This is a genomic window from Pseudomonas sp. MS19, assembly GCF_013277615.1.
Lineage (GTDB): Bacteria > Pseudomonadota > Gammaproteobacteria > Pseudomonadales > Pseudomonadaceae > Aquipseudomonas > Aquipseudomonas marincola.
The window spans coordinates 136,199-162,355 of sequence record NZ_VBTO01000013.1; the positions used below are offsets into that span (position 1 = coordinate 136,199).

Annotated in this window: 28 protein-coding genes; 12 read left to right on the top strand and 16 right to left on the bottom strand. The window is 57.5% G+C overall.

All coding sequences use genetic code 11. From position 1 onward, the window contains the following. Nucleotides 1–24 precede the first annotated feature (24 nt). The 8 genes from FEZ62_RS13960 to FEZ62_RS13995 form a co-directional block, all read right to left on the bottom strand. Entirely contained in the window at nucleotides 25–1,131 is a 1,107-nt protein-coding gene (locus FEZ62_RS13960) for an ABC transporter permease (protein WP_172928280.1), read from the bottom strand. A gap of 10 nt (nucleotides 1,132–1,141) precedes the next feature. Then, complete coding sequence (locus FEZ62_RS13965; RefSeq protein WP_172928282.1) at nucleotides 1,142–2,716, bottom strand: ABC transporter ATP-binding protein; 1,575 nt, start codon at nucleotides 2,714–2,716, stop codon at nucleotides 1,142–1,144. A gap of 191 nt (nucleotides 2,717–2,907) precedes the next feature. Beyond that, complete coding sequence (locus FEZ62_RS13970) at nucleotides 2,908–3,465, bottom strand: DUF922 domain-containing protein (RefSeq protein WP_172928284.1); 558 nt, start codon at nucleotides 3,463–3,465, stop codon at nucleotides 2,908–2,910. Continuing rightward, nucleotides 3,462–4,049, bottom strand: a complete 588-nt coding sequence (locus tag FEZ62_RS13975) for a YigZ family protein (protein WP_172928286.1) — start codon at nucleotides 4,047–4,049, stop codon at nucleotides 3,462–3,464. Before FEZ62_RS13975 ends, FEZ62_RS13970 begins: the two co-directional genes overlap by 4 nt. Before the next feature lie 12 nt (nucleotides 4,050–4,061). Continuing rightward, on the bottom strand, nucleotides 4,062–4,727 hold the full coding sequence (locus tag FEZ62_RS13980) for a TetR/AcrR family transcriptional regulator (protein ID WP_172928288.1): 666 nt from the start codon (nucleotides 4,725–4,727) through the stop codon (nucleotides 4,062–4,064). Between the two features lie 304 nt (nucleotides 4,728–5,031). Continuing rightward, on the bottom strand, nucleotides 5,032–6,333 hold the full coding sequence (locus tag FEZ62_RS13985; RefSeq protein ID WP_172928289.1) for an MFS transporter: 1,302 nt from the start codon (nucleotides 6,331–6,333) through the stop codon (nucleotides 5,032–5,034). A gap of 16 nt (nucleotides 6,334–6,349) precedes the next feature. After that, nucleotides 6,350–7,273, bottom strand: a complete 924-nt coding sequence (locus FEZ62_RS13990) for an aldo/keto reductase (RefSeq protein WP_172928291.1) — start codon at nucleotides 7,271–7,273, stop codon at nucleotides 6,350–6,352. A gap of 159 nt (nucleotides 7,274–7,432) precedes the next feature. Next, complete coding sequence (locus FEZ62_RS13995; protein WP_150547488.1) at nucleotides 7,433–8,362, bottom strand: LysR family transcriptional regulator; 930 nt, start codon at nucleotides 8,360–8,362, stop codon at nucleotides 7,433–7,435. Nucleotides 8,363–8,482: 120 nt separating this feature from the next. Here FEZ62_RS13995 and FEZ62_RS14000 point away from each other — a divergent pair, with 120 nt between their 5' ends. The 3 genes from FEZ62_RS14000 (at nucleotide 8,483) to FEZ62_RS14010 (ending at nucleotide 11,723) form a co-directional block, all read left to right on the top strand. Beyond that, nucleotides 8,483–9,829, top strand: coding sequence for an aspartate aminotransferase family protein (locus tag FEZ62_RS14000; protein WP_172928293.1), 1,347 nt, complete (start codon nucleotides 8,483–8,485; stop codon nucleotides 9,827–9,829). Next, the gene (locus FEZ62_RS14005; protein WP_069899632.1) at nucleotides 9,829–10,125 is read left to right on the top strand and encodes a cupin domain-containing protein; all 297 of its coding nucleotides are present in this window, start codon (nucleotides 9,829–9,831) and stop codon (nucleotides 10,123–10,125) included. Before FEZ62_RS14000 ends, FEZ62_RS14005 begins: the two co-directional genes overlap by 1 nt. A 101-nt stretch (nucleotides 10,126–10,226) precedes the next feature. Then, nucleotides 10,227–11,723 (top strand): CoA-acylating methylmalonate-semialdehyde dehydrogenase, encoded by a 1,497-nt coding sequence (locus FEZ62_RS14010; RefSeq protein WP_069899631.1) that lies wholly within the window; start codon nucleotides 10,227–10,229, stop codon nucleotides 11,721–11,723. Nucleotides 11,724–12,017: 294 nt separating this feature from the next. Here the strand turns inward: FEZ62_RS14010 and FEZ62_RS14015 are convergent, their stop codons facing one another. Then, nucleotides 12,018–12,974, bottom strand: a complete 957-nt coding sequence (locus FEZ62_RS14015) for a LysR family transcriptional regulator (protein WP_090509072.1) — start codon at nucleotides 12,972–12,974, stop codon at nucleotides 12,018–12,020. A 151-nt stretch (nucleotides 12,975–13,125) separates the two neighbouring features. Between FEZ62_RS14015 and FEZ62_RS14020 the strand changes: the two genes are divergently transcribed. From FEZ62_RS14020 to FEZ62_RS14050, 7 genes are all read left to right on the top strand, one after another. Further along, nucleotides 13,126–13,689 carry a TRAP transporter small permease subunit gene (locus FEZ62_RS14020; RefSeq protein WP_090509070.1) on the top strand — a complete coding sequence of 188 codons (564 nt, stop codon included), beginning with the start codon at nucleotides 13,126–13,128 and terminating at the stop codon, nucleotides 13,687–13,689. Next, nucleotides 13,682–14,980 (top strand): TRAP transporter large permease, encoded by a 1,299-nt coding sequence (locus tag FEZ62_RS14025; protein ID WP_090509067.1) that lies wholly within the window; start codon nucleotides 13,682–13,684, stop codon nucleotides 14,978–14,980. Before FEZ62_RS14020 ends, FEZ62_RS14025 begins: the two co-directional genes overlap by 8 nt. Before the next feature lie 42 nt (nucleotides 14,981–15,022). Continuing rightward, nucleotides 15,023–16,024 carry a TRAP transporter substrate-binding protein DctP gene (dctP, locus tag FEZ62_RS14030; protein ID WP_150547482.1) on the top strand — a complete coding sequence of 334 codons (1,002 nt, stop codon included), beginning with the start codon at nucleotides 15,023–15,025 and terminating at the stop codon, nucleotides 16,022–16,024. Nucleotides 16,025–16,130: 106 nt separating this feature from the next. After that, the gene (locus tag FEZ62_RS14035) at nucleotides 16,131–17,255 is read left to right on the top strand and encodes an FAD-binding oxidoreductase (protein ID WP_090509063.1); all 1,125 of its coding nucleotides are present in this window, start codon (nucleotides 16,131–16,133) and stop codon (nucleotides 17,253–17,255) included. Further along, complete coding sequence (locus tag FEZ62_RS14040) at nucleotides 17,248–17,565, top strand: (2Fe-2S)-binding protein (RefSeq protein WP_172928295.1); 318 nt, start codon at nucleotides 17,248–17,250, stop codon at nucleotides 17,563–17,565. The genes FEZ62_RS14035 and FEZ62_RS14040 overlap by 8 nt, the downstream gene beginning before the upstream one ends. Next, complete coding sequence (locus tag FEZ62_RS14045; RefSeq protein WP_172928297.1) at nucleotides 17,562–18,965, top strand: FAD-dependent oxidoreductase; 1,404 nt, start codon at nucleotides 17,562–17,564, stop codon at nucleotides 18,963–18,965. The genes FEZ62_RS14040 and FEZ62_RS14045 overlap by 4 nt, the downstream gene beginning before the upstream one ends. A 37-nt stretch (nucleotides 18,966–19,002) precedes the next feature. Continuing rightward, on the top strand, nucleotides 19,003–19,356 hold the full coding sequence (locus FEZ62_RS14050) for a RidA family protein (RefSeq protein WP_090509059.1): 354 nt from the start codon (nucleotides 19,003–19,005) through the stop codon (nucleotides 19,354–19,356). 372 nt (nucleotides 19,357–19,728) lie between these two features. Here FEZ62_RS14050 and FEZ62_RS14055 read toward each other — a convergent pair whose 3' ends face one another. Continuing rightward, a complete protein-coding gene (locus FEZ62_RS14055; protein ID WP_172928300.1) occupies nucleotides 19,729–20,523 on the bottom strand; it encodes an NYN domain-containing protein in 795 nt (264 codons plus the stop codon). A gap of 204 nt (nucleotides 20,524–20,727) precedes the next feature. Here FEZ62_RS14055 and FEZ62_RS14060 point away from each other — a divergent pair, with 204 nt between their 5' ends. Continuing rightward, nucleotides 20,728–21,177 (top strand): YHS domain-containing (seleno)protein, encoded by a 450-nt coding sequence (locus FEZ62_RS14060; RefSeq protein ID WP_172928302.1) that lies wholly within the window; start codon nucleotides 20,728–20,730, stop codon nucleotides 21,175–21,177. A gap of 16 nt (nucleotides 21,178–21,193) precedes the next feature. On the opposite strand, the gene FEZ62_RS14065 is transcribed toward FEZ62_RS14060, so the two are convergent. From FEZ62_RS14065 to FEZ62_RS14080, 4 genes are all read right to left on the bottom strand, one after another. Continuing rightward, on the bottom strand, nucleotides 21,194–21,400 hold the full coding sequence (locus FEZ62_RS14065) for a hypothetical protein (protein WP_172928304.1): 207 nt from the start codon (nucleotides 21,398–21,400) through the stop codon (nucleotides 21,194–21,196). Nucleotides 21,401–21,402: 2 nt separating this feature from the next. Then, nucleotides 21,403–22,194 carry a transporter substrate-binding domain-containing protein gene (locus tag FEZ62_RS14070; protein ID WP_172928305.1) on the bottom strand — a complete coding sequence of 264 codons (792 nt, stop codon included), beginning with the start codon at nucleotides 22,192–22,194 and terminating at the stop codon, nucleotides 21,403–21,405. A gap of 143 nt (nucleotides 22,195–22,337) precedes the next feature. Further along, entirely contained in the window at nucleotides 22,338–22,682 is a 345-nt protein-coding gene (locus FEZ62_RS14075; protein WP_069899622.1) for a zinc ribbon domain-containing protein YjdM, read from the bottom strand. Nucleotides 22,683–22,783: 101 nt separating this feature from the next. After that, on the bottom strand, nucleotides 22,784–23,149 hold the full coding sequence (locus FEZ62_RS14080) for a hypothetical protein (RefSeq protein ID WP_069899621.1): 366 nt from the start codon (nucleotides 23,147–23,149) through the stop codon (nucleotides 22,784–22,786). Nucleotides 23,150–23,578: 429 nt separating this feature from the next. On the opposite strand from FEZ62_RS14080, the gene FEZ62_RS14085 reads away from it, so the two are divergent. After that, complete coding sequence (locus FEZ62_RS14085) at nucleotides 23,579–24,658, top strand: GGDEF domain-containing protein (RefSeq protein ID WP_172928307.1); 1,080 nt, start codon at nucleotides 23,579–23,581, stop codon at nucleotides 24,656–24,658. On the opposite strand, the gene FEZ62_RS14090 is transcribed toward FEZ62_RS14085, so the two are convergent. Together FEZ62_RS14090 and FEZ62_RS14095 are read right to left on the bottom strand one after the other, a co-directional pair. Further along, a complete protein-coding gene (locus FEZ62_RS14090; RefSeq protein WP_172928309.1) occupies nucleotides 24,652–25,134 on the bottom strand; it encodes an LEA type 2 family protein in 483 nt (160 codons plus the stop codon). The genes FEZ62_RS14085 and FEZ62_RS14090 overlap by 7 nt on opposite strands. Before the next feature lie 79 nt (nucleotides 25,135–25,213). Continuing rightward, nucleotides 25,214–26,056 (bottom strand): DMT family transporter, encoded by an 843-nt coding sequence (locus FEZ62_RS14095; RefSeq protein ID WP_172928311.1) that lies wholly within the window; start codon nucleotides 26,054–26,056, stop codon nucleotides 25,214–25,216. Between the last annotated feature and the right edge of the window lie 101 nt (nucleotides 26,057–26,157).

Here is a 26,157-nt window from a genome sequence, read left to right on the forward strand (position 1 = left end):
TACGGGCCAGAGAGAGAAGAAGATTCATACCGCCGCCTCGTTGCTAACCGCGGCTGATGAGCGTTTGAACAGACCGGCCTTGAGCCGTGGGCGATACATGATCAGCACGTCGCAGGCGAGCAGGAAGAACAGCATCATGCCTTGGAATAGCTGAGTGATTGCCTGCGGCAGGTTCATGTTCATCTGCGCGTTCTCCCCGCCCAGATACAGCAGCGCCATGAGCAAACTGGAGAACACAATGCCAATTGGATTCAAACGGCCGAGGAAGGCCACGGTGATTGCTGCGTAGCCATAACCGGGGGAAACCTGCGGCACCAACTGGCCGATTGGGCCAGCCACTTCACCCACTCCGGCAAGCCCGGCCAGGCCGCCACTGACCAGCAGGGCGAACCAGACCAGACGCTTCTCGCGAAAGCCAACAAAACCCGCAGCGCGGCGGTCCAGCCCGAGCACTTTTACCTGAAAGCCGAGAAAGCTCTTGTGCAGCAATACCCACACCGCCACCAACGCCAGCAAGGCGAAGTACAAACCGGCATGCACCCGGCCGTCTTCGCTGAGTACCGGCAGACGGCTGGCATCGCCGAACATGGCGGACTCGGGGAAGTTGTAACCCGCCGGGTCTTTCAGCGCACCGTGGACGAAGAACAGCAACAGGTTCAGCGCGATGTAGTTGAGCATGATGCTGGTGAGGATTTCATTGGCGTTGAATTGTGTGCGCAGCCAGGCGGTTAAACCGCCCCACGCCGCGCCCGCAAAAATCCCGCTGATGATGACCAGCGCCAGTGCCCATTGGCTTTCCCAGTCGATGATATTGATCGCCACCGCGCTGCCGGCGAGTGCGCCGATCAGCAGTTGACCTTCTGCGCCGATGTTCCAGATGCGCGCCTGATACGCCACCGCCAGGCCCAGCGCACAGAGCAGAATCGGCAGGGCTTTAACCAGCAGTTCGGAGACGCCGTACCAGTCGCTCAGCGGTGCGATTAACAAGGTGTGCAGGGTTTCCAGCGGATCGTGGCCGAGTGCCAGAAACAGCAGCGAACCGCTGATGAGCGTCAGTACGGCTGCCAGCACCGGTGATAACCAGAGCATCGCGCGCGATTGCTGGCCGCGGGGTTCGAGGGATAACAACATAAAAACTCCGTCAGCTCAGCGGGGCAGGGTTAGCTGCGGCCTGATCAATAGGGGAAGGATTGGCGCCGAATTCACCGGCCATCCAGCGGCCCACTTCAACTTGGCAGGTGCTTGGGGTATCGGTCAGTGCGCTGAGTTTGCCGCTGCTCAATGCGCCGATGCGGTCGCAGATCTGGAACAGTTCGTCGAGGTCTTCGGAGATCACCAGAATCGCCGCGCCAGCATCGCGCAGGGCGATCAGGGCGCGGTGAATCGCGGCGGCTGCGCCCACATCAACACCCCAGGTCGGGTGTGCGGCGACCAGCAATTTGGGTTTTTGCATGATCTCGCGGCCGAGAATGAATTTTTGCAGGTTGCCGCCGGACAAACTCCCGGCTGGGGTTTCTGCGTCCGGCGTCTTGACTGCGAAGCGGCGGATGATTTCTTCGGCGAAGGCCACAACCTTGTTGCGCTTGATCAGGCCATTGCTCACCAGCCCTTGCTGAAAAGCAGTGAGCAGGGCGTTGTCGCTCAGGCTCATTTCTGGCACCGCGCCATGCCCCAAACGCTCGGCCGGCACAAAGGCCAGCCCGAGTTTGCGCCGGGCATCGGGGCGCAGGTTGGCAACTGGCGCACCGGCAAAGCGAATGCTCGCGGCATCGCGCTTGTGCAGCAACTGTTCGCCGCTGAGCATTGCCAGCAGTTCGTCCTGACCATTCCCGGCCACCCCGGCGATCCCCACAATTTCACCGCTGCGCACTTCAAGGTTGATGGCGCGCAACGAGGTACCAAACGGGTCGGCGTTTTCCCAGCTAAGATCGTTCACCTGCAGAAAGTGCTCGCCGCCCTGAACCTTGGCGTAGGTACTTTCAAGGCCTTCTGCATCGCCCACCATCAGCCGCGCCAGTTCCAGGTCGCTGCAGTCACGGGGCACGCAGTGGCCAGAGACCTTGCCGCCGCGTAATACCGTGGCGCCGTGGCAAAGCGCGCGCACTTCACCGAGCTTGTGGCTGATAAACAAGATGCTGCAACCCTCGGCAGCGAGCCGGCGCAGGGTAGCGAACAACTCGTCGGCTTCTTGCGGGGTGAGCACTGAGGTCGGCTCATCAAGAATCAGTAGTTCGATGTCCTGCATCAGACATCGTACGATCTCGACGCGCTGACGTTCGCCAATCGACAAACTGTGAACCAGACGCTCTGGTTCAAGCGCCATGCCGTAGCGCTGCGAAACCTCGCGAATACGCCCTTCAAGTTGCTTGGGCGTACCCGCGGCGCGGCCCATGGCCAGCGCAATGTTCTCGGCCACTGTCAGGGTTTCAAACAGCGAGAAGTGTTGGAACACCATGCCGATGCCGAGGCTGCGTGCCATTGCCGGGTTGCGCATCTTCACCGGCTTGCCGCGCCAGACAATTTCACCGCTGTCGGGCTGGGTAACGCCGTAGATGATTTTCATCAGGGTGCTTTTGCCAGCGCCGTTTTCACCCAGCAGGGCGTGGATTTCGCCCGGCTGAATGTTCAGATCAATGCGATCGTTGGCCAGACAGCCGGGGTAGCGCTTGCTGATGCCGCGCATCTGCAGGCGCAAAGATTCGGGGGAAACGGACATGGGCAGTGACTCTAAATGACAACGTGCGCTTTATAAGCAAAAACTTGGCCAGTAAGTCAGAAACCTGCACCGGCGCGGTTAAATTTTCGACTGCCTGCCTGGTGATGTCAATTTGGCACCGATTTGGTGCGCTTGTTGGCCAGTGTGGTGCGCCTGCATGACGGGTTGGCGTTTGGACAAAGTTTCACGCGTTAGTCAGGCAGTACCGCGCCCTGCGATATGCCATGGCCGGTTTGCAGGTCGTAGTCGAATTCCTGTTGCCTGTAGTGCTCAAGAATGCCTTGCGCCTGTTCATTGGCCACCCGCTGCAAAGTGTTGCAATCGACTTGTTCGGGCAGCGTTTGCAGGCGCTCGTCGATGGCGTTGGCGGCGGCCTGAGCGATGGCGTAATGGCCCATTTCATGTCGTTTCAGCGCGCGTAAATATTGGTCGAACTGAGCATGTATCTGGCTGTTGCCGCCACGCAGGTCGGGCAGGGTCATTTGTGCATTCAGGCGGGTCACGGGATGGCGTATCTGGCAGCGGCCGTTGCTTTGCTGATACCAAAAGAAACGCCAATTGATGTCCCAGCGGGTATATCCGATGAAGCGCTGCCCGCCAAACGTAATCGGCGTAGCGCTACGCAGCACGGCGCCGAGCGTTGGCTGGCTCGTGCCCCAGGCAATGTAGGGTGTTTGCTCAAGTTGCTGCTGTACCTCTGCGCGCAGGGGCAGGGCGAAAGCGAGCAACAGCAGCAGGCAGGGTTTCATTGGCGTTGCAGAACGGCGCGACCTCGGCTGATATCAGCCAGCAGTATAGCCAGTTCATCGACGCGGGCATCGGCCACGGCCAGTTGCAGGGTGGCGCCTTCGGCATCGAATGTTTCGCTTTCCAGTACGAAGTCCGGGTCATCCTGCAGGCGGGATTTGAACAGCGCCAGTTCGCTGAAGTGACAATGGCAACTGCACTGCGTGCGCTTGACCAGCTCTATGCGCTCGGCGGCCTGCAGGCACTTGTTTGCGCTGCCGCCGTAGGCGCGGGCTAGGCCGCCAGTACCCAGCTGGATGCCGCCGTACCAGCGAATCACCAGCACTGCGACCTGATCGCAATCCTGGCCTTCAATTGCGCTGAGAATCGGCCGGCCTGCGGTTCCGCCGGGCTCGCCGTCGTCACTGAAACGATATTGCTGGCCGACCTTCCAGGCCCAGCAGTTATGCGAGGCGCTGGCATCGCTGTGCTGGCTGATAAACGCTTGCGCCTGTTCGGCGCTGGTGACGGGGGCGGCGTAGGCAACGAAGCGGCTTTTACGGATTTCCTCGCTGTACTCGCAAGGCTGGAGCAGGGTGAAAGGCATTGGCGTTGAGTGTCACTCGGCAGTTGTCTTGAGGCCGCAGCCCTTGAGAATAATGGTGATTAGGTTTTGCGTGGCGCTGTCGAAGTCCTGCTTGGTGAGCTTGCTGCGGCCGGTCACGCGGCACACCTGAGAGGCGAAGTCCGCGTAGTGTTGCGTGCTGCTCCAGAGCAAAAATATCAGGTGAACCGGATCTACCGGGTCCATTTTTCCAGCGGCTATCCACGCCTCGAATACCTGCGCACGGCCTTTGAACCAGACCAGATAGTCCTGATCGAAGTATTGCGAGAGATACTCGCCGCCGCTGATCACCTCCATCGCAAAAATCCGCGAGGCCTTCGGATATCGCCTTGAGAATTCCATTTTGGCGCGTATGTAACGGCTCAGTGCCAGTGCCGGATCATCATCAACCGTGAGGCTGTTGAAGGTGCTGTCCCAGAGTTCGAGGATATTACTGAGCACGGCCAGATACAGGCCGAGCTTGTTGTTGAAGTAGTAATGCAGGTTGGCTTTTGGCAGGCCGACATTCTGCGCGATGGTATTCATGCTGGTGCCTTTGAAACCATGGCGCGCGAATTCTTCTTCGGCTGCAAGAATGATGGCTTCTTCGTTTTTCTGACGAATACGGCCTGCGGGTTTGCCCGGGGTATTCGTTCTGTGCGCTGGAACTTCAAAGGTCATGACGGCTTCGCTTTTGTCTGGCAACGAGTGCAGAGATACCCCAGTGCCGCGGGCGTGACAAGCTCTGCAGTCAGAAAAAAATGGCCAGCCGAACTTACCGGTGAATAACGCACTTTACTGGTGCGTGTTGCGATGGCGTCGCACGCTTTTGTCGCTTGGTGCGCAGCGCAAAGGCTTGTGTTTGAGCGCCTTGGCCAGCTTGGGCCAAGTTTGATCCTGGCGGCAAGCGACGCTGGCGGATTGCCAACCGAGCGCTGCCTGATCGGCTGGAGCTGTCGCCAACTCGTCTGCCGGTGCCCGATACTTAAACGCTGCTCTCATCACTGCGCGGTTTGATTTGCTCGCGTTGGCCGCCCAGGTACCAACCGAGTGCGGCCCAAATGGCGGCGCAGACTGCGCCTGCTATTGCTGCAACCCACACACCGTTGCTCAGGCTGTCGATCAGGGTCTTGGCCCAGGCGCTGGCCGCATCGCCGGCGCGGTAAACCACGGTGTCGATGAAGTTCTTGGCCTTGTACTTGGTTTGCGCATCGAGCGGTGCAAAGAGCATTTCACGGCCCGGCCTTACGCAGGCGTATTCACCGACTCTGCGCACAATCATCAGCGCGGCAAGCATGGCGAATGTAGGTGCCAGGGCCAGACCGATAAAGCCCAGACACACCAGCAAAGGTACGCTGGCGAGCAGCGCGCGAATGCCGAAGCGCTGTGCGATGCGCCCGGTGATGAAAAGCTGCGCGATCAGTGATAACGCCTGCACGGTGAAGTCGATCAAGCCAAACACCCGCACTTGCTGCGCGCGGGTGGGGAATGTTTCGGCGACCAGTCGCGCCTGCTCGATGTACAAAAACGTACTGGCTGTCGCCAAAAGAATCACAAATACGCTGATCGCCAACAAATACGGCGAGCGGGCCACCAGGCTAAACCCGCTGAAAGGATTGCCGAGAACTGGGCGTTTCGGGCTTTCATCGCTCACAGCGCCGGGGCGTCCTGCGCCGCCTTGGCTGCGCCAGCTCATCAGGTAACGCTTGGCCAACAGCGCGGTGGCCAGCAAGGTTGCGGCGCAGAGCATCAGGCCACTCTCGCCGAGCCAGCCGATCAGCAGCGCGCCTAATGCTGGGCCGAGCAAGCCGCCGCAACTGGCACCGGCGGCGATAAAGGCAAACAACCGCTTGGCTTGCTGGCTGTCGAACACATCGCTCATCAGGCTCCATGCCACGGAGACCACGAACAGGTTGTAGACCGACAGCCAGACGTAAAAGCTGCGGGCTAGCCACACATCGTGTTGCAGCTGGCTGAATAAGCTGGCGAAGATCAGCAGATTGCTGATGAAAAATGCGTAGACCCAGTCGATGTAACGCTCACGCGGCACGTTAGAGTTGAGCCAGGCGAATAGCGGCACGGCGATCAGCATCAGCACGAATGTGGCGCTGAACAGCCACTGCAAGTTATCCACACCGCCGACGATGCCCATGGTTTCGCGGATTGGGCGAAGCATGAAATAGCCGCAGAACAGGCAGAGAAACAGGCTGAAACCGCATAAGGCCGCCACCAGCTCATTGGCTTCGGCGTTAATTGCCTTGGCCAGTCGCGGCGCCGCGTTAATCATCTATCCGGCCTGCAAATCAGGAAAACGCTTGAATAATTCGCTGGCGATTGCGCTCATCTGGCAGACGGCCCATACCGGCCTTGATGTTGTCGGCCATGTAACGCGGAGTCGATGTGGCCGGTATCACCACGGTTGCGGCAGGGTTGGAAAGAATGAACTTGAGCAACAGTTGCGCCCATGAAGTGGCATCGACTTCAATCGCCCATTCCGGTAACGGCTGGCCTTTGATCCGCCGCAACAATTCACCGCGCATGAACGGCCGGTTGATCAGTGTGGCGATGCCGTTATCGGCGCAATACGGCAGCAGGCGCTTCTCGGCATTGCGCTCACCCAGTGAGTAGTTGAACTGGACGAAGTCGAGCTTCTCGCGCGCCAGCACCGCAAGCAAATCGTCGTGAGCCGAGTCCAGATAATGGGTTACGCCGATATAGCGCACCAGCCCTTGCTCCTTGAGTTCGCGCATCAGCTTGAGTTGGGTGTTGGTGTCACGCAAGTTATGCACTTGAAGCAAGTCGATGGTTTGGCGGTGGAGCACCTTCTGGCTGTGCTGGAACTGGACAAGCCCTTGGTCACGGCCAGTGGCGGAAATCTTGGTCGCCAGAAACGCCTTGCCGTGCGTGCCGGTTCGTTTGAGCAAAGACCCCGTGGCCGCCTCGGAATTACCGTAACTGGGGGCGGTATCTATCAGCTTGGCGCCGCCGTTGATGAATGTACGCATCACGCCGTCCAGCTCTTTGAGGCTGGCATCGTCCAGGCCGACATCGAATGTGCGCGAAGTGCCAAGGCCAATGACCGGCAGCTTTTCACCGGAGGAGGGGATTTCACGTTTCAGCAGCTGGCTCAGGTCGTCGGCAAATACGGCGTTGCTCAACAGCGGGGTGCAAGCCGCGAGCCCGAGCAGGGTGGCGCTGTTCTGGATAAATCGACGACGACTGGACATGGCGCCTCCTTGGCGATGAAAACGTGCGAGAGTCAGGGTTAAACAATAACCCCTCGAGCATAGACCGGCGCATCCTGCTGCGCCGATCTAACGGCTTGGTTGTTACGGGTTGTTACTAACAGCCGTTCTGCGCTTTTTATCGGCTTGATACGGCGTGGCTCAGCTCAGGTTGCTGGTTTCGTCGAGCACTTCAAGAAAGCTTTCAAGTACCAGGTGCGGACGCCGGCCTTTGCGGGTTACCGCCGCCAGATTGAGTTCATAGAAGCGCGAGTCGGCCTTGAGTGCACGCAACCGGCCTTGCTGTACCCATGGCGCTGCGTAATGGTCGGGCAGGTAGCCGATATAGCGTCCGGTCAGAATCAGGAAGGCCATGCCCTCGCGATCCGAGGCGCTGGCGGTGCAATTGAGTTGTTGGTAATGGCCCTGAATGTCCGGCGGCAAGCGAAAGGTCGGGGCAATGGCGTCTTGCGCATTCAGGCGCTCGTCATCGAGTTTGGTGTCGTCCACGTAAAACAGCGGATGGCCGACCGCGCAATACAGCAAAGAACGTTCGTCATACAGCGGTTGGTACTCAAGGCCGGACAACGAGCTGGCCTGCGGCACCACGCCAATGTGCAGGCGACCGTCGAGCACACCCTGTTCGACCTCACTGGGTGGCGTCATACGAATGTGTATGCGCACATCCGGGCCGCGTTCCTTGAGGCGGGCGAGGGCGTGGGTAATGCGCATGTGCGGTACCGTTACCAGGTTATCGGTGAGGCCGATATTCAGCTCGCCGCGCAGGTTTTGGTGCAGGCCGTTGACCTCGGTACGAAAACTTTCGAGCGCCGCCAATAGTTGCTCGGTCGAGCGGAAAACTTCGCGGCCCTCTTCGGTCAGCGCAAACCCGGCGCGCCCGCGTTGGCACAGGCGAAAGCCGAGGCGTTGTTCGAGGTCACTCATCTGTTGGCTGATCGCCGAACGACCGATGCCCAGCACACTTTCTGCGGCAGAAAAGCCGCCACAGTCGACCACGCTGCGGAACAGTTTCAGCAGGCGGATATCAAAATCACTGACTTGGGCCAACGGTTCGGGGCGGCGTGTGCTCATTGTTTAGTATGCGCTTAACTAAAGATAAGAAGAGTTTGGTTTTACTGACTTTATCCGCGTGGCACCTTTACTGGCAAGAGTCCTTCAACAAGAACATTGTCTTCCTCGCGAGGCTGCACCATGAATATGCCCCAGACTGCTACGCCATCAATCGCCAGCCAGCTCAAGCTGGACGCTCACTGGATGCCGTTCTCCGCTAACCGCAACTTCCATCGTGACCCGCGTTTTATCGTGTCTGCCGAAGGCAGCTGGTTGAAGGATGATCAGGGTCGCAAGATCTACGACAGCCTTTCGGGTTTGTGGACATGTGGTGCGGGTCACTCGCGCAAGGAAATTCAGGAAGCGGTGGCCAAGCAGTTGGGCACCCTCGATTACTCGCCGGGCTTTCAGTACGGCCATCCGCTGTCGTTCCAGCTTGCCGAACAACTGGCTGAGCTGACGCCGGAAGGTCTGGACCATGTGTTCTTCACCAGCTCGGGCTCCGAGTGCGCCGATACGGCTGTGAAAATGGCCAAGGCTTACTGGCGCCTGAAAGGTCAGCCGGCCAAGACCAAATTTATCGGCCGCGCACGTGGCTATCACGGTGTGAACATTGCCGGTACCAGCCTCGGCGGGATCAACGGCAACCGTAAAATGTACGGCCAGTTCATGGACGTCGATCATCTGCCGCACACCCTGCAAGCCGGCATGGCTTACACCAAGGGCATGGCTGAGACGGGTGGCGTTGAGCTGGCCAACGAATTGCTCAAGCTGATTGAGCTGCACGACGCGTCCAACATTGCGGCGGTCATCGTTGAGCCGATGTCCGGCTCGGCCGGTGTCATCGTGCCACCTGTTGGCTACCTGCAGCGCCTGCGTGAAATCTGCACCCAGCACAACATCCTGTTGATGTTCGACGAAGTCATTACCGCTTTCGGCCGCATGGGCAAGTGGACTGGCGCTGAGTACTTCGGTGTCACGCCGGACATCATGAACACCGCCAAGCAGATCACCAACGGCGCGGTGCCCCTGGGCGCGGTGATTGCCTCGAAAGAGATTTACCAGACCTTCATGAACCAGCCATCGCCAGAGCACATGGTCGAGTTCAGCCACGGTTACACCTACTCGGCGCACCCGGTTGCCTGCGCCGCGGGTCTGGCTTCGCTGGAACTGCTCAAGCGTGAAAACCTGGTGCAGCAAGCTGCCGAGATCGAGCCGCACTTCGCCAATGCGCTGCATGGCCTGAAAGGTAGCAAGCACATCATCGACATTCGTAACTGCGGTCTGGCCGGTGCAATCCAGTTGGCCCCGCGTGATGGCGATGCAGTGATTCGTCCGTTCGAGGCGGGCATGGCGCTGTGGAAAGCCGGTTTCTATGTACGCTTTGGTGGCGATACCCTGCAGTTTGGGCCAACCTTCAATGCCAAGGCCGAAGACCTCGACCGCGTATTCGACGCGGTCGGCCAAGCCCTGCAGAGCATTGACTAATGGGCGACCGGGCTCAGGCCGTGGCCACGGTGCAGGTCGATAACGAGCAGGTTATCGTTACTGAGTGGCGCTTTGCGCCGGGCACCGAGACCGGGCTGCACTGCCACGGTTACGACTATGTCGTGGTGCCCATGACCGCGGGCACCCTGTTGCTGGAAACACCCGAGGGCGACAAGTACGCGACCCTGGTTGCCGGGCAGGCTTATTTTCGCAGCGCCGGCGTTAAGCACAATGTGGTCAACGCCAGTGAGCATGAAGTGGTGTTTGTAGAAACCGAGATCAAAACCGCTCGCTGAATCAGAAGGTGACAGGCCATAGGTTTGTCGCCGCTTAGCAGAAAATTCGGATGGCCGGGCACAACTGCCTCCATCGCACAGACAATTAAATGGAGAGTCTCATGGGCACTATCAATCACTTGATCCATGGCGAGTCAGTCGCTGGAACCGGTCGCAGCGCCGACGTGTTCAACCCGTCGACTGGCGACGCTATCCACAAGGTTGCACTGGCGGACACCGCCACCGTGCAGCAGGCTATCGACTCGGCCAAAACTGCATTCCCAGCCTGGCGCAATACCCCGGCGGCCAAGCGCGCGCAGATCATGTTCCGCTTCAAGCAACTGCTCGAGCAGCACGAAGCTGAAATCTCCAAGCTGATCAGCGAAGAGCACGGCAAAACCCTCGAAGACGCCGCCGGTGAGCTGAAGCGCGGTATCGAGAACGTCGAGTTTGCCTGCGCAGCACCTGAAATTCTCAAGGGTGAATACAGCCGCAACGTCGGCCCGAACATCGACGCCTGGAGCGACTTCCAGCCGGTGGGCGTGGTTGCCGGTATCACCCCGTTCAACTTCCCGGCGATGGTGCCTCTGTGGATGTATCCGCTGGCCATCGTCTGCGGTAACTGCTTCATCCTCAAGCCTTCAGAGCGTGACCCAAGCTCGACGCTGTACATCGCGCAACTGCTTCAGGAAGCCGGTTTGCCGAAAGGCGTACTCAACGTTGTGCACGGCGACAAGGAAGCCGTGGATGCGTTGATCGAAGCCCCGGAAGTCAAAGCCCTGAGCTTTGTCGGCTCGACCCCGATTGCCGAGTACATCTACGCCGAAGGCACCAAGCGCGGCAAGCGCGTACAAGCATTGGGCGGCGCTAAAAACCACGCGGTGCTGATGCCGGATGCCGACCTTGATAACGCGGTCAGCGCGTTGATGGGTGCCGCTTATGGTTCGTGTGGCGAGCGCTGCATGGCCATCTCCGTTGCCGTGTGCGTGGGCGATCAGATTGCCGATGCGATGATCGAAAAGCTCAAGCCGCAGATCAAAGCACTGAAAATCGGTGCAGGCACTTCCTGCGGTCTGGACATGGGCCCACTGGTGACGGGCGCGCACCGTGACAAGGTTCAGGGCTATGTAGATGCTGGTGTTGCTGCTGGCGCAGAACTGGTTGTCGACGGCCGTGGCCTGAGCGTTGCCGGTAACGAAAAAGGCTTCTTCCTCGGTGGCTGCCTGTTCGACCGCGTAACTCCGGAAATGAGCATCTACAAAGAAGAAATCTTTGGCCCGGTACTCTGTGTCGTGCGCGTCAACAGCCTCGAAGAAGCCATGCAACTGATCAACGATCACGAGTACGGCAACGGCACCTGCATCTTCACCCGCGACGGTGAGTCTGCACGCCTGTTCTGCGACGAGATCGAAGTCGGCATGGTCGGCGTCAACGTGCCGCTGCCAGTACCGGTTGCCTACCACAGCTTCGGCGGCTGGAAGCGCTCGCTGTTCGGCGATCTGCACGCGTACGGCCCGGACGGTGTGCGTTTCTACACCCGTCGCAAAGCCATCACTCAGCGCTGGCCACAGCGCGCGACTCACGAGGCTGCATCGTTTGCTTTCCCAAGCAACGGCTAACGCTTAACTCGCTTCGCGGTAACCAAAAAGCCCAGTCCGATGACTGGGCTTTTTGCATTGGGGAATTGCATCGAATTGACCGCTCGATTGCATTTGGTCTTAGCAATCATGTGCTTAGGACTTGAGCAGAATGGGCCGTGTCCATGGCTGGCAGCAGTCGGCTAAAACTGCCTGTCGTAATCGGCTGAAATCGACACTTTGCAGTAGTTGGCGGACATATTTGAACTAGCAAAAAAGAGATTTGAAGGCGGTCACCGTAATAGAGCTGATTCAGATGGCCTAACTCATGTCGAATCAAGTGCTCCCACCTTGGTCGTGTGGTGGTGCCTCGAAGTCTAATAAACCGGACGAGGACTCTGCCAACTGCGCCAGCTTGAAGCGCAGCGTGTCGGTAAAATCAAGGGTCATTTGCGATTTCGCTCTTTGTCCTGGATACAGAACGTTGAAAACGAAACTAATCCTCGGCTCGAACCGTTTTACCACCAAGCCCTGCGGCGCAAAGTGTAGGGCTGTCAGTGGGTCAACGAGGGTGACGCCGCTGCCTGCCAGTACGAATGAGCACGCCACGTAGCATAGTTGCGTGTCCACAATTAGCTGACGGTTTACCTCTGCGCGATTGAACACCTCATCGATCTTGTAGCGCACGCTCTGCTCTGTGCCTAGTGAAATGAAGGGCTCGTCTCGCAAGTCCTCGGGTGTGATCACCGACTTATCAGCAAGCCGGTGACCGACAGGCAGTGCGCAGACCATGCGGCAGTCGGCCAGCAGTTGTACCTCAAGGGCGGGGTCGGAGACGTTAGTAGCGACTATGCCGACATCGTAATGCTGGGTAGCGATCCAGTCGGCGACCTGCTGCGAACTGCGGACCTGCAGGGTCACTGAAACGCCGCGGTGATCGCTGATGAAGTTCTGGACCACATTAGGCAGGAAGCCTATGGACACAGCTGGCATGGCTGCGATCCTCAAGGAGCCGCGATGATAGCCGCGCAGCTCATCGGCGGTTCTGGCCAACTTCTCGATACCTACGAAGGATTTTTCCACTTCTTCGAACAGAATCAAAGCCTCTGGCGTTGGCGTGAGACGTTTCTTGTGACGTTCGAACAGCCTGAGTTGAACGGCATCCTCGAAGTCCGCCAGCAGTCGGCTCACGGCCGGTTGAGATACGCAAAGAATCTCTGCTGCGCCGGTAATAGTGCCGGCGATCATCACCGCACGGAAGGCCTCGGCCTGCCGATGACTTAATTTCGCCACATACCCTCCAAACGACTTTGGGGCCTTAAAGCACGATTGATGTGAAGCAAGATCATAATATTTTGTTATCTAGTGCAAATAATAAACGATTTGATGTTATCAAGTTGGCCAAGCAAAATCTGCATCACAAACGTCCAACAAGAGAGAAAAAATGGAGACGTTCTTCCGGTATGCGCTGGCATTGCTAATCAGCACTGTTGCAGGCTTCCAATTCGTGCAGGTAATCACCCGATACGTCTTTGAAACTCCCGTCATGGGGCTAGAAGAGGTATCGATCATCCCAATCATGTGGCTGTACATCCTCGGCAGTGTTAACGCGTCGCGGGAAGACACACAGATACGTGCCAACGTGCTGGAGATTTTTCTCGACACCGAAAAGGCGCGACGCCTTCTGATGGTCATCTCTGAATCCCTCAGTATCATTATTTCCGCTTGGCTGACCTGGTGGGCTTGGGATTACTTCCGCTACGCATTTAGGGTATGGAAGGAAACCCCCACCCTCTACTTACCAACGTTCATTTATGAATGTTCGCTGTTTCTCGGCCTGCTGCTGATGACGTTATACGTCTGCATGCACCTCTATAAAAACCTTCGCGTGCTGTTCAACGGCGGCGCCGCACTGAACGCGCCAATAAGCCATGACTACCCAGAAACGACCGAAGTTGCTGAGTTCCAGGTGCTGACCGAAAAACAAGAAGGAAACCGCCATGATTGAAGTCGCGCTGCTCGGTTTTGCCCTGCTGATTATTCTGCTCAGCCTTGGGGTGCCGCTACCTTACTGCTTCGGCGCTGGGCTGATGATCATGGTGCTCGTCGGTGATGCCACCATGAAAGGTATGATGCTTTGGGGCTTTAACCAACTGACCAATCCGGTGCTACTGGCTATCCCTCTGTTTGTGTTTGCCGGGACCATCATGAGTGTCAGTGGCATTGCGGCCAGTCTGCTGAAGTTCGTCAATATATTTGTTGGCCGGATCCGCGGCGGTCTCGGTGTGGTGGCGACTGTCAGTTGCGCAATTATCGGTGCGATCTCCGGCAGTGGCCTCACTGGCATTGCAGCCATTGGACCGCTGTTGATCCCCGAAATGGAGCGTAAAGGCTACCCACGGGCCTATGCCACAGCCTTGATCGCCAACTCCTCGATTCTCGGTTTATTGATCCCGCCGAGCGTAACCATGATCGTCTACGGCTGGGTCACAGAAACCTCAATCCTGGCTAGCTTCCTCGCCACCTTGGGCCCTGGCCTGCTGATTATGTTCAACATTGCCGTGGTCAACCTAGTGATGTCGCGTAAGTTCAAGCTGGTGCTCGATGAATCCATGTCCATGCCCGACCTTTTCAAGGAAGGCATGTCGCGCACAGTGAATGCCCTGCCAGCATTGATCATGCCGGTGATCATCCTAGGCGGGATATATGGTGGGATTATGACCCCTACGGAGGCGGCTGCCGTCGCGGTTATCTACGCCTTACCTGTCGGTTTCATGATCTACAAGGGACTGACCTGGCGCGCGTTTATTGAGTCAGGCAAGGAGTCGGCCACTGCCGTGGGCTCCATCATGATCATGATCCTGTTCAGCTTAATGCTCAGCCAGATCTACGTCATGGAAGAGATTCCGCAAGCGTTGGTGGCCGCTATTTTCGAAATCACGTCTGACAAAACTACGCTGCTGATTTTGGTGACGTTGTTCCTGTTCTTGATCGGCATGGTAGTGAATGACATCACCGCCATTATCCTGACCGCGCCATTGCTTTTGCCACTGATGATCGCTCTGGACGTCAGTCCGATCCAATTCGCCGCGATTGTTGGGGTGAACACTGCGATGGGAGGCGTTACGCCCCCTTACGCCAGCATCCTCTATTTGGGCGCTCGTATTGGCAAAGTGAAATTCACTGATGTCGTTAAACCCGCCATGTTGATTTTACTATTCGGTTACTTACCGGTCGTAGTTCTAGTCGCTGCATGGCCCGACCTTTCCGAATATATCCCTAGGCTGTTTGGTTACTGATTTCCCTACTCAGGCCCTCGAACAACAACAAGGAAACTTAAAGTGAACCTAGCACTCGTAAAAAAATCCGCCCTCGCGCTGGCTCTTACGCTCGCGACTACCGGCTTGATTCAGGCCGAAACTTTGAAGCTTTCTCATGTCCGCCCTCAGGGCACTGTCATTGATAATGAAGTCAAATGGTTCGCCGAAAATGTCCAGAAAGCGACCGACAACAAGATTAAAGTCAAGATATACGCCGCCAATGCTCTAGGTGATTACACCGTGGTGCAAGAGCGTGTGGGCCTCGGCGCTATCGACATGGCGGTTCAACCGCCAGCCTCCGGCGCAGACAAACGCTTCCAGATTATTTACATGCCCTACATGGTAAAAAACTGGCAAGAGGCACGGGAGGTGTTCGGTCCGGGCACGCCACTGCGTGAAACTGTTGCCGAGCTGTATAAAGAACAAGGCATCAAGGTGATGGGCGCTTGGCCGGTATATTTCGGCGGAATCGCGCTGAACCGCGAAGTGCAGGGTGCTGGCGATCCGAATGCCATTAAGGGCATCAAGCTGCGCGTGCCACCCATCAAAACCTTCCAACTGTTGGCGAATCAGGTGGGCTACATTGCTTCGCCACTGCCGTTCTCTGAGGCTTTTACCGCCGTGCAAACGGGTGTGGTTGATGGGGTGATGGGCTCGGGTGCCGAGGGTTATTACTCCTCCTTCCGTGATGTGACTAAGTACTACGTACCATCAAATACCCATTTCGAAGTGTGGTATTTGCTGCTCAATCAGGAGCGTTATGACGACCTCGATCCAGCGCAACAAGCGGCGCTAGATAAGGTTGCTCTGGAGTTTGAAAACCGTCGTTGGCTGACCGCCCAAGCTGACCAGGCCGCCAACGAGCAACTGCTAGCTGAAGCAGGTGCCACCATTGTCGACGTGTCCGAGGCGGAGCTCGAAGCTACGGTGAGGAAAGTCCGTACCAATGTATGGCCTGAAATCATCGATGACATCGGCAAAGAGTGGGCCGAGAAGGTGCTCAAGGCAGCATTGAAGGACTGAGCCTGGCTGAGCAAGGCCCCCGAAATATAAACGTCCGGGACGGCCTTGCCGCTTTCATCCAGCAGGTCCTATGCCTGCAACCTCAATATTTTAAAAGGAGTAGGCCATGTCGGTTCGCTTACGGGCAGACTGTCGCGAAACGGATGTCACCGTGATCGGCGGCGGACTCGTTGGCCTGGCCATTGCGCTAGGCCTTATCCGCAATGGCTTGAAGGTCACCGTGCTGGATGAGGGCGACATCGCCCTGCGCGCTTCTCGGGGAAACTTCGGCCTGGTATGGGTGCAGGGCAAGGGCGATACCTGTCCCGAATACGCCCAGTTGTCACGTTTGTCGGCGCGTTTGTGGGGAGACTTTGCCCAAGAGCTTGAGTCCTTCACCGGCATCGATGTTCAACTTTCCCAGCAAGGCGGGCTGCTGATTTGCCTGGACGACGCCGAACTGGAACAACGCCAGCGCATGCTTTGTGCTATGCGCGAGCAGGCTGGCGGCGATTACCCGTTCAAGGTGCTTGACCATGCACAACTCAAAGCTCTTGTGCCCGCGATCGGCCCCCATGTTGCCGGCGCTACATTGGGGCTGGAGGACGGTCATTTGAATCCGTTACTGCTATTGCGGGCCTTGGCCGAGGCTTTTATCGCCCGGGGCGGTAAGTTGCTCAGCAATGCCTCCATCGGCGAGATCCGTCAGCAGGACGGTGGCTTTAGCGTAGTGGCCGGGCATGACCGCTGGAACTCTGCAAAGGTGGTGCTGGCTGCCGGTCTCGGCAATAAGGTACTGGCCCCCCAACTGGGGCTGTCGGCCCCGGTCCAGCCCAACCGCGGACAGATTTTGATCACCGAACGCATACAGCCGTTTCTCCATTATCCCACCGGTCATGTGCGCCAGACAGGGGACGGCACCATGCAGCTGGGCGACTCCAAGGAAGACGTCGGCTTCAACAGCGGCACCACTACCGAGGTGATGGCACAGATTGCTCATCGGGCAACGCGGATGTTTCCGCTGCTGGAAAACGTACGCATGGTTCGCGCCTGGGGCGCATTGCGGGTGATGACCCCGGATGGGTATCCAATATATGAAGAGTCGCGTGTCTGCCCCGGGGCATTTCTAGTGACCTGCCATAGCGGTGTCACCCTTGGTGCCGCTCATTCAGGACCGATCGCCGACTGGATAGCAGGCAAACCTGAAGCCTTTTCTTTGGAGGTGTTCCGTGCAGCACGATTTGATGTTTAAACGCTTGGCAAATGAAGACGGTGGCACGGTGCTGGTAGAGATCGATGGCGCGACATTCAATGCCCGAGCGGGAGATACAGTGGCCGCAGCAGTGCTGGCCTCGGGCATGATTCCTTCACGCACAACTCCGCTGTCCGGCAGCTCGCGCGCCCCATACTGCATGATGGGTGTGTGCTTCGAGTGCCTAGTGGAGGTCGATGGCGTCCCCAATGTGCAGGGCTGCATGACGCTGGTGGCTGAGGGTATGAAAATCCTTCCGCAGACCGGCGCCAGATACCTCTCGATGGCAGAGCAGGAGATGTACTCGTGAGCGAGCGAATATATGACTTGGTCGTAGTCGGCGCCGGACCCGCCGGGATGGCCGCCGCGACTACGGCCTGTCAGCATGGCCTAGATGTCGCCTTGCTTGACGAACAAGCCGCCCCGGGTGGGCAGATCTACCGCAGCGTAGGCAAGCCTGCTCCGGCCGACACCCGAGTGCTGGGCCCCGATTACTATTACGGGCGCAAACTGGTGGATGCGCTGCAGCATACACAGATCGATTACTTTAGTTCGACCACGGTCTGGGACATCAGCTCGGAGCGCGTACTCAGTGTGTCCATCGGCGGACATAGTCGCACCTTACGTGCGGCGAAAATCTTGCTGGCCACCGGCGCACAGGAACGGCCGGTTCCCTTCCCTGGCTGGACACTGCCCGGTGTGATGAGCTGTGGCGCCGCGCAGATTCTGTTGAAGAGCAGCGCCCTGACCCCGCCAGGCCCGCTTGTATTGGCAGGCAGTGGTCCGTTGTTGTTGTTGATTGCCTGGCAGCTGCATAAGGCCGGAGTGTCGATCAGCGCAGTGCTCGATACCACGCCGTCAGCCAACTACTTCAAAGCATTGCGCCATGGGCTCGGCGCGCTACGGGGGTGGCGTATGCTGTTCAAGGGCCTCGGCTATCTGGTTTCGCTGCGCAAGGCTGGTATCAACATGCTCAGTGGGGTGACGAAGCTGAGCGCCGACGCTGACAGCAGCGGCCGCGTGGCGCAAGTGCACTTTCAGCAGCGAGGCCATAGCCGCGTTATCAACTGCAAGTCACTTCTGGTGCATCAGGGCGTGGTACCAAATGTGCAATTGACCCGTGCCATGGATGCTCGGCATTTATGGCACGAACAACAGCAATGCTGGCATCCGCAGACCGATTCCTGGGGCGAAACCTCGATCGGCGGTGTCTTCGTCGCTGGCGACTCCGCCGGGATAGGAGGCGCACTGGCTGCAGAGCACTTCGGGCGTCTGACGGCCTGGCAAGTTGCCTGCCAGCAGGGGCGCCTCGGCAGCGCTGAACGGGACATGCTGGCACGGCCGGTGCGTCAGACCCTGAATAGGTTGATGGTTATCCGGCCGTTTCTAGATGTGCTTTACCAACCGGCTGTCGAGTTCCTGCTGCCGGTCGATGAAACCATCGTATGTCGTTGCGAGGAGGTCAGTGCCGGCGATATCCGCCGTTTTGTGGGGCTTGGCTGTAGCGGTCCAAATCAGACCAAGGCGTTTAGTCGTGCCGGAATGGGCCCCTGTCAGGGCCGCATGTGCGGTCTCACCGTGGCGCAGATCATCGCCGCCGAGCGCAATGTCGCCATCGACCAAGTAGGTTATTACACGATCCGCGCGCCGATAAAACCTCTTTGCCTGGGTGAACTGGCTTCTCTGGTGAGCCACGGGGACAAGCAGTAGCGTGTCATTTCAACATGAAAAACCAATAGGACAAGTGATGAGCATTAGCCGATACGAAACAGCCGCGCGGATGAGCCGAGTCGTGGTGCATAACCAGACCGCTTATTTATGCGGCCAGGTCGCTGAAGATCGTAGCAGCGGCATTCAGGAGCAAACCCGCACCATGCTGGCCAAGGTCGATGCGCTGCTGGCGTCGGTCGGCAGCAATCGTGAGCAGCTGCTGTCAGCCACCATCTACCTGAAAGATATGAGCCTGTTCGCCGAGATGAACAGTGTATGGGACAGCTGGGTTCCAGCAGGCTTCGCCCCTGCGCGTGCCTGCGTAGAGGCTAAAATGGCCAGCCCGGAGTTGCTGGTAGAAATCTCGGTGATCGCAGCCGTTCCGCAGTAGTTAAATTTTCTGCGTGCAGGGTCATATTCACTTTCTGGCCTGCTCAACTTTCAGAGTAAGACAGCGGCGGACATAGTATGAAGCACGGCTTACCTGTAGACGAGGAGAGGCTGAGTTACTAGTCCGGCTCTGCTTCCGTAACCAATTTCGAGTGACCGGTTTTTGCCGGTTACTGCCTGTCTCGACCGGTCAAAACCGACCATTCTCTGCCGGTCAGGATTACGAAGTGTGCCGGTCAAGTCCGATGTAACCGATGGTCAAGCCGACTGAAAATAACGGGTCAGGCCGAACACAATCGGGTGTTTAAATTGAGTGCAATTTCGCATTCATGTTGCAGTACCGTTTTGGCCGTTCACAGCTGCCGTATACCAGTTATTTCGCGGCTTTTCTGTTGCGTACATAAAGTGCTTCGCCGCCGGTGGAGCTGACGGCCTTTGTTTGTAATTCGAAGCGCTGCGGGTTGGCTCTGATCAGGTCGCTGAGTTTTTTGAAGCCATAAAGACGAGCATCGAACGCCGGGCGTAGTTTGGTGATGTTTGAGCCCAATGCGCCCAGTTGGACCCAGCCGTCTTCGTCATCAATATCATCGATAACCTTGCCAATAAACTCGACTGGGGCTTTCTGGTTTTTACGCTGCGACGGCTGTTTGGTGGGTTCCGGGTGGGCGTCATCAGCCGAGTCCGGCGTTTGTTTGTCATGCTCTTTTGCGTCGGCGCGCAGTATCTCGGTGTAGATGAACTTGTCGCAGGCGGACACAAAAGGTGAGGGCGTTTTCTCCTCACCGAAGCCATAAACAGTCAGGCCTTCTTCGCGCAGGCGTGCCGCCAGCCGGGTGAAATCACTGTCGCTGGAGACCAGGCAAAAGCCGTCAAAACGGCGGGTGTAGAGCAGGTCCATCGCGTCGATGATCAGCGAGCTGTCCGTCGCGTTTTTGCCTTTGGTGTAGGCGAACTGCTGGATGGGCTGGATCGAGTGATCCAGCAGGACTTTCTTCCAACTGCCGAGATTGGGCAGCGTCCAGTCGCCGTAGATGCGCTTGACGCTGGCAATGCCGTATTTGGCAATCTCTTCAAACAGACCCTCAACAATCGCCGCCGGCGCATTATCGGCGTCGATGAGTACGGCAAGATGAGTTTGCTGGGCGGACTGTGGGGTTTTGTTGGCCATCGTTCTTCCCTGATTGGTTTGTATTCAAGGTAATTTGAAATTCGCTGTTTGGCTATGAACGATTTTGATCTGCGGGTCGCGCGCAGACGTTCAGGTAAATCCAGCAGGCCCCACAGCGCCGAGCTGCAATGTTAGAGTGCAGTCCGGATGCGCCCACGGATGGTGGCGCCGGTTTTCTCAATGCTCACTAAGGATGGTTAGCTTATGTCTCGTACCCACACGCTTTTACGGACCGTTCAGGTCCTGCTGGTTGGCGCGTTCCTGTTTTGCAGCCAGGTGCAGGCTGCAACGCCCGCCATTGGCGGCTACAGCCCGGTTTCATATTTCACTGAGAACAAGGCGGAGCTTGGAAGTGAAAAGTTTCAGGCCGAGTACAAAGATCAAACCTATTACCTGACATCCCCTGAGCAGGTTGCGTTGTTCAATGGCAATCCGGCGCACTATGTTCCGCACTACGGCGCCTTCTGTGCATTCAGCCTGACTGAGGGCAAAAAGATGGCTATCGACCCGACCAACTTCAAGGTGGTCGGCAGCATGCTGCTGTTGTTTCACAAGAGTGCGGAAATGGATGGCCGCGCTAAGTGGAACCAGTCCGGCGACCAACAAGCGCTGCTGAAAAAGGCCGATGCCGGATTCAAATTGCTTGAGTTCTAGAGCTCGCGCGTGAGTGCTATTGGCTTTGTTTCATTGCTTCGTTGAGGCGCTGATTGCTGGCCTGATTGGCTTGCTCAACCTGCTCTTTAAGTTGTTTCATTTGCTGCTGCGCCTGCTCGGCTTGTTTGGCCTGCAGGCTGGCGGTGGCTGCAGTTTCGCCGAGGCCACAGGCGCTGAGGCCGAGCAGGCAAGTAATGGCAAATACGAATGTGGCAATGCGCATGATCAACTCTGATGTTCAAGGTCAGGTTCGGGCTCAGCTTCAATCGAGTTGGGTTGAGGCAATCTTATCTGTTGTCTCCAGCGCTCGACTATAGCGTCCAGTTCGCCAGTGTCTCTCAGCTTTTCCAGCGCGGCATTGAACTGCTTGGCACGGTGCAAATCATTTTTGCCAAAGGCTACATAGCGCGGCATTTTCACCAGGGGAGTGGGCAGCATCCTTACGTGTTCGCTGCCATGTTGCTGGCGTGCCAGATACTGTAACTGCAAGCTATCGCCAACAATCAGTTCGATCCGTTTAGCTAACAGCATTGAGACCAGCTGGCCGGGTTGCTGGGCCGTTTCGTCACGCTTGAGCGCGGCGTTGTCGAATGCAGTTTCGTAGGCGTAACCCAGCACCTGACCAATCACATAGGGCGCCAGGTCCGCGAAGCTCTGCCAGTCTTCAAGGGCGAAGTCGCGGCGGCTCATGAAGCGTGTCGAGCCCTCACGAATAGGCCCAACCAGCTGGTATTGACGCTGGCGCTCGGCCGTTCCGGCAAACACGAATGCCATCTCTGCCTCGCCGGTCTCCAGCATCTTTTTAGCCCGCTGCCACGGGTACAAACGCAGATGGTATTCAATACCGGCCTCATCCAGCACGGCACGGACTAAATCGACATCCAGACCTTGCGGTTCACTGTCAATCGCGGTGGTGTAGCTGTAGGGCGCGAACTGTTCGCTACCAACCACCCGCCAAGTCTCGGCGAGAGTCGAGGTGCTTATACCCACAAGCAAACTGAACAACATCACGCGCATTGGCTCTGTCTCGGATTATTGGCTGATTCAACAACCATAGCATGCACTGAAAACGGCTGGCCGACAGGGCGCGAAGCGGGCTTGTAGAAGCTTTTGCGCTAGAGCCGCTCGCCCAGTTGCAGGGCGAGCTTCGCGGGGAAGTATTAAACTTTGCGGACAAACTCGGACTTGAGTTTCATGGCGCCAATGCCATCGATCTTGCAGTCGATATCATGGTCGCCATCACACAGGCGGATGCCCTTGACCTTGGTGCCAACCTTCACCACCAGCGATGAGCCTTTGACCTTGAGATCCTTGATGACCGTGACGGTATCGCCGTCCTCAAGGGTGTTGCCGACCGAGTCCTTGATTACCTTGGCGTCGTCTGCAGCCGCTTCATCACTGCCGTCCGCCGCCCACTCATGGGCACATTCCGGGCACATCAGCATCAAGCCATCCTGATAGGTGTATTCGGAATTACATTTTGGGCAGGCTGGCAAAGTGCTCACGGTGAGTCCTCTAAGGTGGGCTAAAGACCTGCATTATATAGGGATTTAGCTGTCGTCGGGGCACATGCAAAAAGCCCCGCATTGAGCGGGGCCTGGTTGGCTTAACGATGGTGGCCGCCGTGGCCGTGACCATGACCGCCGCCGTGGTGGTAGCCGCCTCCGTAATAGCGATAGCGCGGCGCGACAATTACGCGCGTCTGGCGGTAGTACACCGGTGCTGGCTGATAGTAAACCGGTGGCGGCGGTGCGTAGTAAACCGGTTGAGGCGGGTAATACACCGGCTGCGGTGCGGGTTGCACATACACCGGCGCCGGCTGATAACGGCTGTTAGCAACTATTGCCCCACCAATTACTGCACCAACCACCGCACCGGCAATCACGCCATCATTATGGCCATGGGCTGAGGCCTGACCTGCAACGGCCAAGCTGAGTATGCCGGCCAAGAGTAAGGGAAGTCGGCCAATCATAAGGAGTACTCCTGCGAAAATTGCGGCTAATACCGCACAACAATATTGAACGCCTAAACTCGGTAATTATCCGTAAGTTCGTGTAAAGCTTGTGTAAAGCTATTAGGCCAATTTGCTCTGTAAAACATCCTTACTATGTATTTTGACTAATTTGACAACCCTGTCCTTCCCCTTTGAGTGGCCTGTGCTAGTTTGCGGATAGGGGCTCAAACAGCCGTTTTGTAGCGCTCTGAGCTACTCTGAGAACAGGCATGCCAAGCGCTTTATATGGTCGCGACAGCATCAGGGGTGATCCATCGGCTTGCCAGTCGCGACCGATGGTTTTACAAGCAGCCAGATGTGCCACCTTGCAGCAGGAAGCTGATTGGAGTGGCCGGTTTGCGCAGGCTTTGTAATCAGTGGGTTGTTTCGTACAGGGATGTACCGCATATGCAGTCAAACCCAGAATCCAGGCAAGATGATCCGTATGACACCGTGTTCATCCGCCGCTCGTTTCGTTCGCTGGTGCGCTGGGGAATTGTAATTCTCAGTGTGATCAATCTGCTCCACCTTTCCCTGTTCCTGTCTTACGGCAGCCGTTGGTGGGCCTTCAGCGCGCTGCTCATTCTGGTTCAGGCACCGCTTTATCTGCTGGTCATCAATCGCCGCTCTTTCCCGGTATTTATCGGCGGTTTGGCGTTGCTGATATTGGCCTTCGGCATACAGTTGAGCGTGTATTGCACCCAGTTTGGCGCCCGTGCGGGCTTTCACTACCTGCTGTTTGCGATGACCCCTCTGGTCGCCTTCAGTGGCCGAATTGGCATCTGGCACAAGGTTGTGCTGTGCGTGTTACTGATGCTGCAAATGTTGGCGCTGGAGCAGCGCACGGCCCCAGACCCGGATATTTCAGCGCAGGCGCTTGAGTGTCTGCGGCTGCTGAATCTTGCCACTGCGTTTAGTGTGATTTCGCTGTTTGTGATGCGCCACTTTATGGTTGTGGCGGGCATGAACTCCAAGCTGGAACATTTGGCCGCTTATGATCCGTTAACCGGCATGATCAACCGCAGGCGTATGGCTGAGGTGGCCGCGGATGAGTTGGATCACAGCTTTGAGAAGCATTCGGCGTTGTCGATGATTCTGGCGGATATCGATCATTTCAAGCTGATCAATGACCGTTACGGTCACCAGTTCGGCGATCAGGCCTTATTGCATGTCAGCCAGACCATCATGCAGATCGCTCGCGACGGCGACAGTTGCTGTCGGTGGGGCGGCGAAGAGTTTCTGATCATGCTGCCGGTTACCGACCTGCAGGGAGCGCGGCAGTTGGCCGAGCGAATACGCGTTGAAGTGTCGCGCAATGCCCTACACCTCGATGGTCATGATGTTGGCCTGACGCTGACCCTTGGTGTGGTCGAACTTCAGGCTCATGAAGGACTGGACAGCGCAATCGCCCGCGCTGACGAGGCGCTTTATGCCGGCAAGGAAAATGGCCGAAATCAGGTGATGCTCGGCCAGCCTGTGGCTCAGTAAGCGGTGGCGGGCGCCGGCAGATCAAGTGTGCCCGTGTCGCTGAAACGTACCGTGCCGAACAGCCCGCCCGCGAGTTTGCCGCTTAACTTGTAGGGTAATCCCTGCTCGGGCTTGAAGCCGGTAGCGCCCATGGCCTGGCGCATTGCCGAGAATGCAGAAATGGTCACTGGAACGCTGATCACCGCTTCGCCAAAGCCTGGCACTTGCCCACTTTGGTTGCTTACACCACTGGCCAGCGGCTGATTGTTCACTTCAAGATCAAGGGCAATACCGTTGTAGTCGATCACTGAATCGTTGGGGTTCTGGACGCGCAATTTGACCGCGAAACGTACCTCAAGGCCTTGGCCTTGCAGAGGTTCGACGCCCACCAGATTAATCTTCAGCGGGTCGCGCATGCCCAGCGTGCTGCACGCCGTAAGGCTGATTAGCAGAGCGGTGAACAGGGCGCGTTGCAGCAATGTAATGGCGCGTACCATGGGCAGAATTCCTTGCAGTAATGAGCCTTGAGTCTAGCGGGCGCGGCTGTTGTATGCGCGTTAATCAGGCACACTGGCCTTACGCTGTGCGTTGTTTGGCCGAGAGTACCAACGCAATGCCGCCGAGCACGGCCACCGAGCTTATTAACAGGCGCAGGCTCATCGCTTCTCCCAGTACCAGGCTGCCTGCCAGCGCCGCCAAGATCGGCACGCTGAGTTGTACGGTGGCGGCTTGAATGGATTTGAGCCCGTTCAGGGCGGTGTACCAGATGGCGTAACCCACGCCTGAGGTCAGCGCGCCGGAGAGCGCCGCATAGAACAGACCGCTGGCGTCCCATTGGGTTCGGCTGATGAGGATCAGGCTGAGCAGCAGAGCCAGCGGCACGGCGCGAATAAAATTGCCGGCTGTTGCGGCCAGCGGGTCGGCAACTTTGCGCCCCAGTAAGGAATACGCGCCCCAGGCAACACCGGCCAGCAACATCAGCAGCGCACCACCGAGTGCGGGTGCCTTGGCGCCTGGCAAGAGCAGGACGAGCAAGCCGGCCAGCGCCAGAATCAGGCCACAGCTGGTGAGCTTGTTGAAACGTTCGCCGCTGTAAAAACCATAAACAATCATGCTGACCTGCACTGCACCGAACAGCAGCAGCGCCCCTACGCCGGTGTCGAGACTGATATAGGCGAACGAAAACGCGGCCGCATAGATGAACAGCGAAACAGCGCCTGCCCAGCTTCCGGCAGCGGTTTTGCCACTGCTGCGCCATTGCAGCAACAGCCATAAAGTCAGCGCGCCGCAGAGCAGGCGCACACTGGTGAAGGTAGCAGCGTCGATGGTCGTGGCTTTTAACGCCAGGCGACAGAGCAGCGAGTTACCGGCAAATGCAAGCATCGCCAGTGCGGTCAGCAGGAAGGTACGCGCAGTCATGGGCAGCTCTCGAATATAAACGGTGCACAGATGAGGGCACCATCTAAACACAAACGAGGGGCTGCAAGGATGCCTCGAAAGTCGGGTGAGGCTAGATCGTT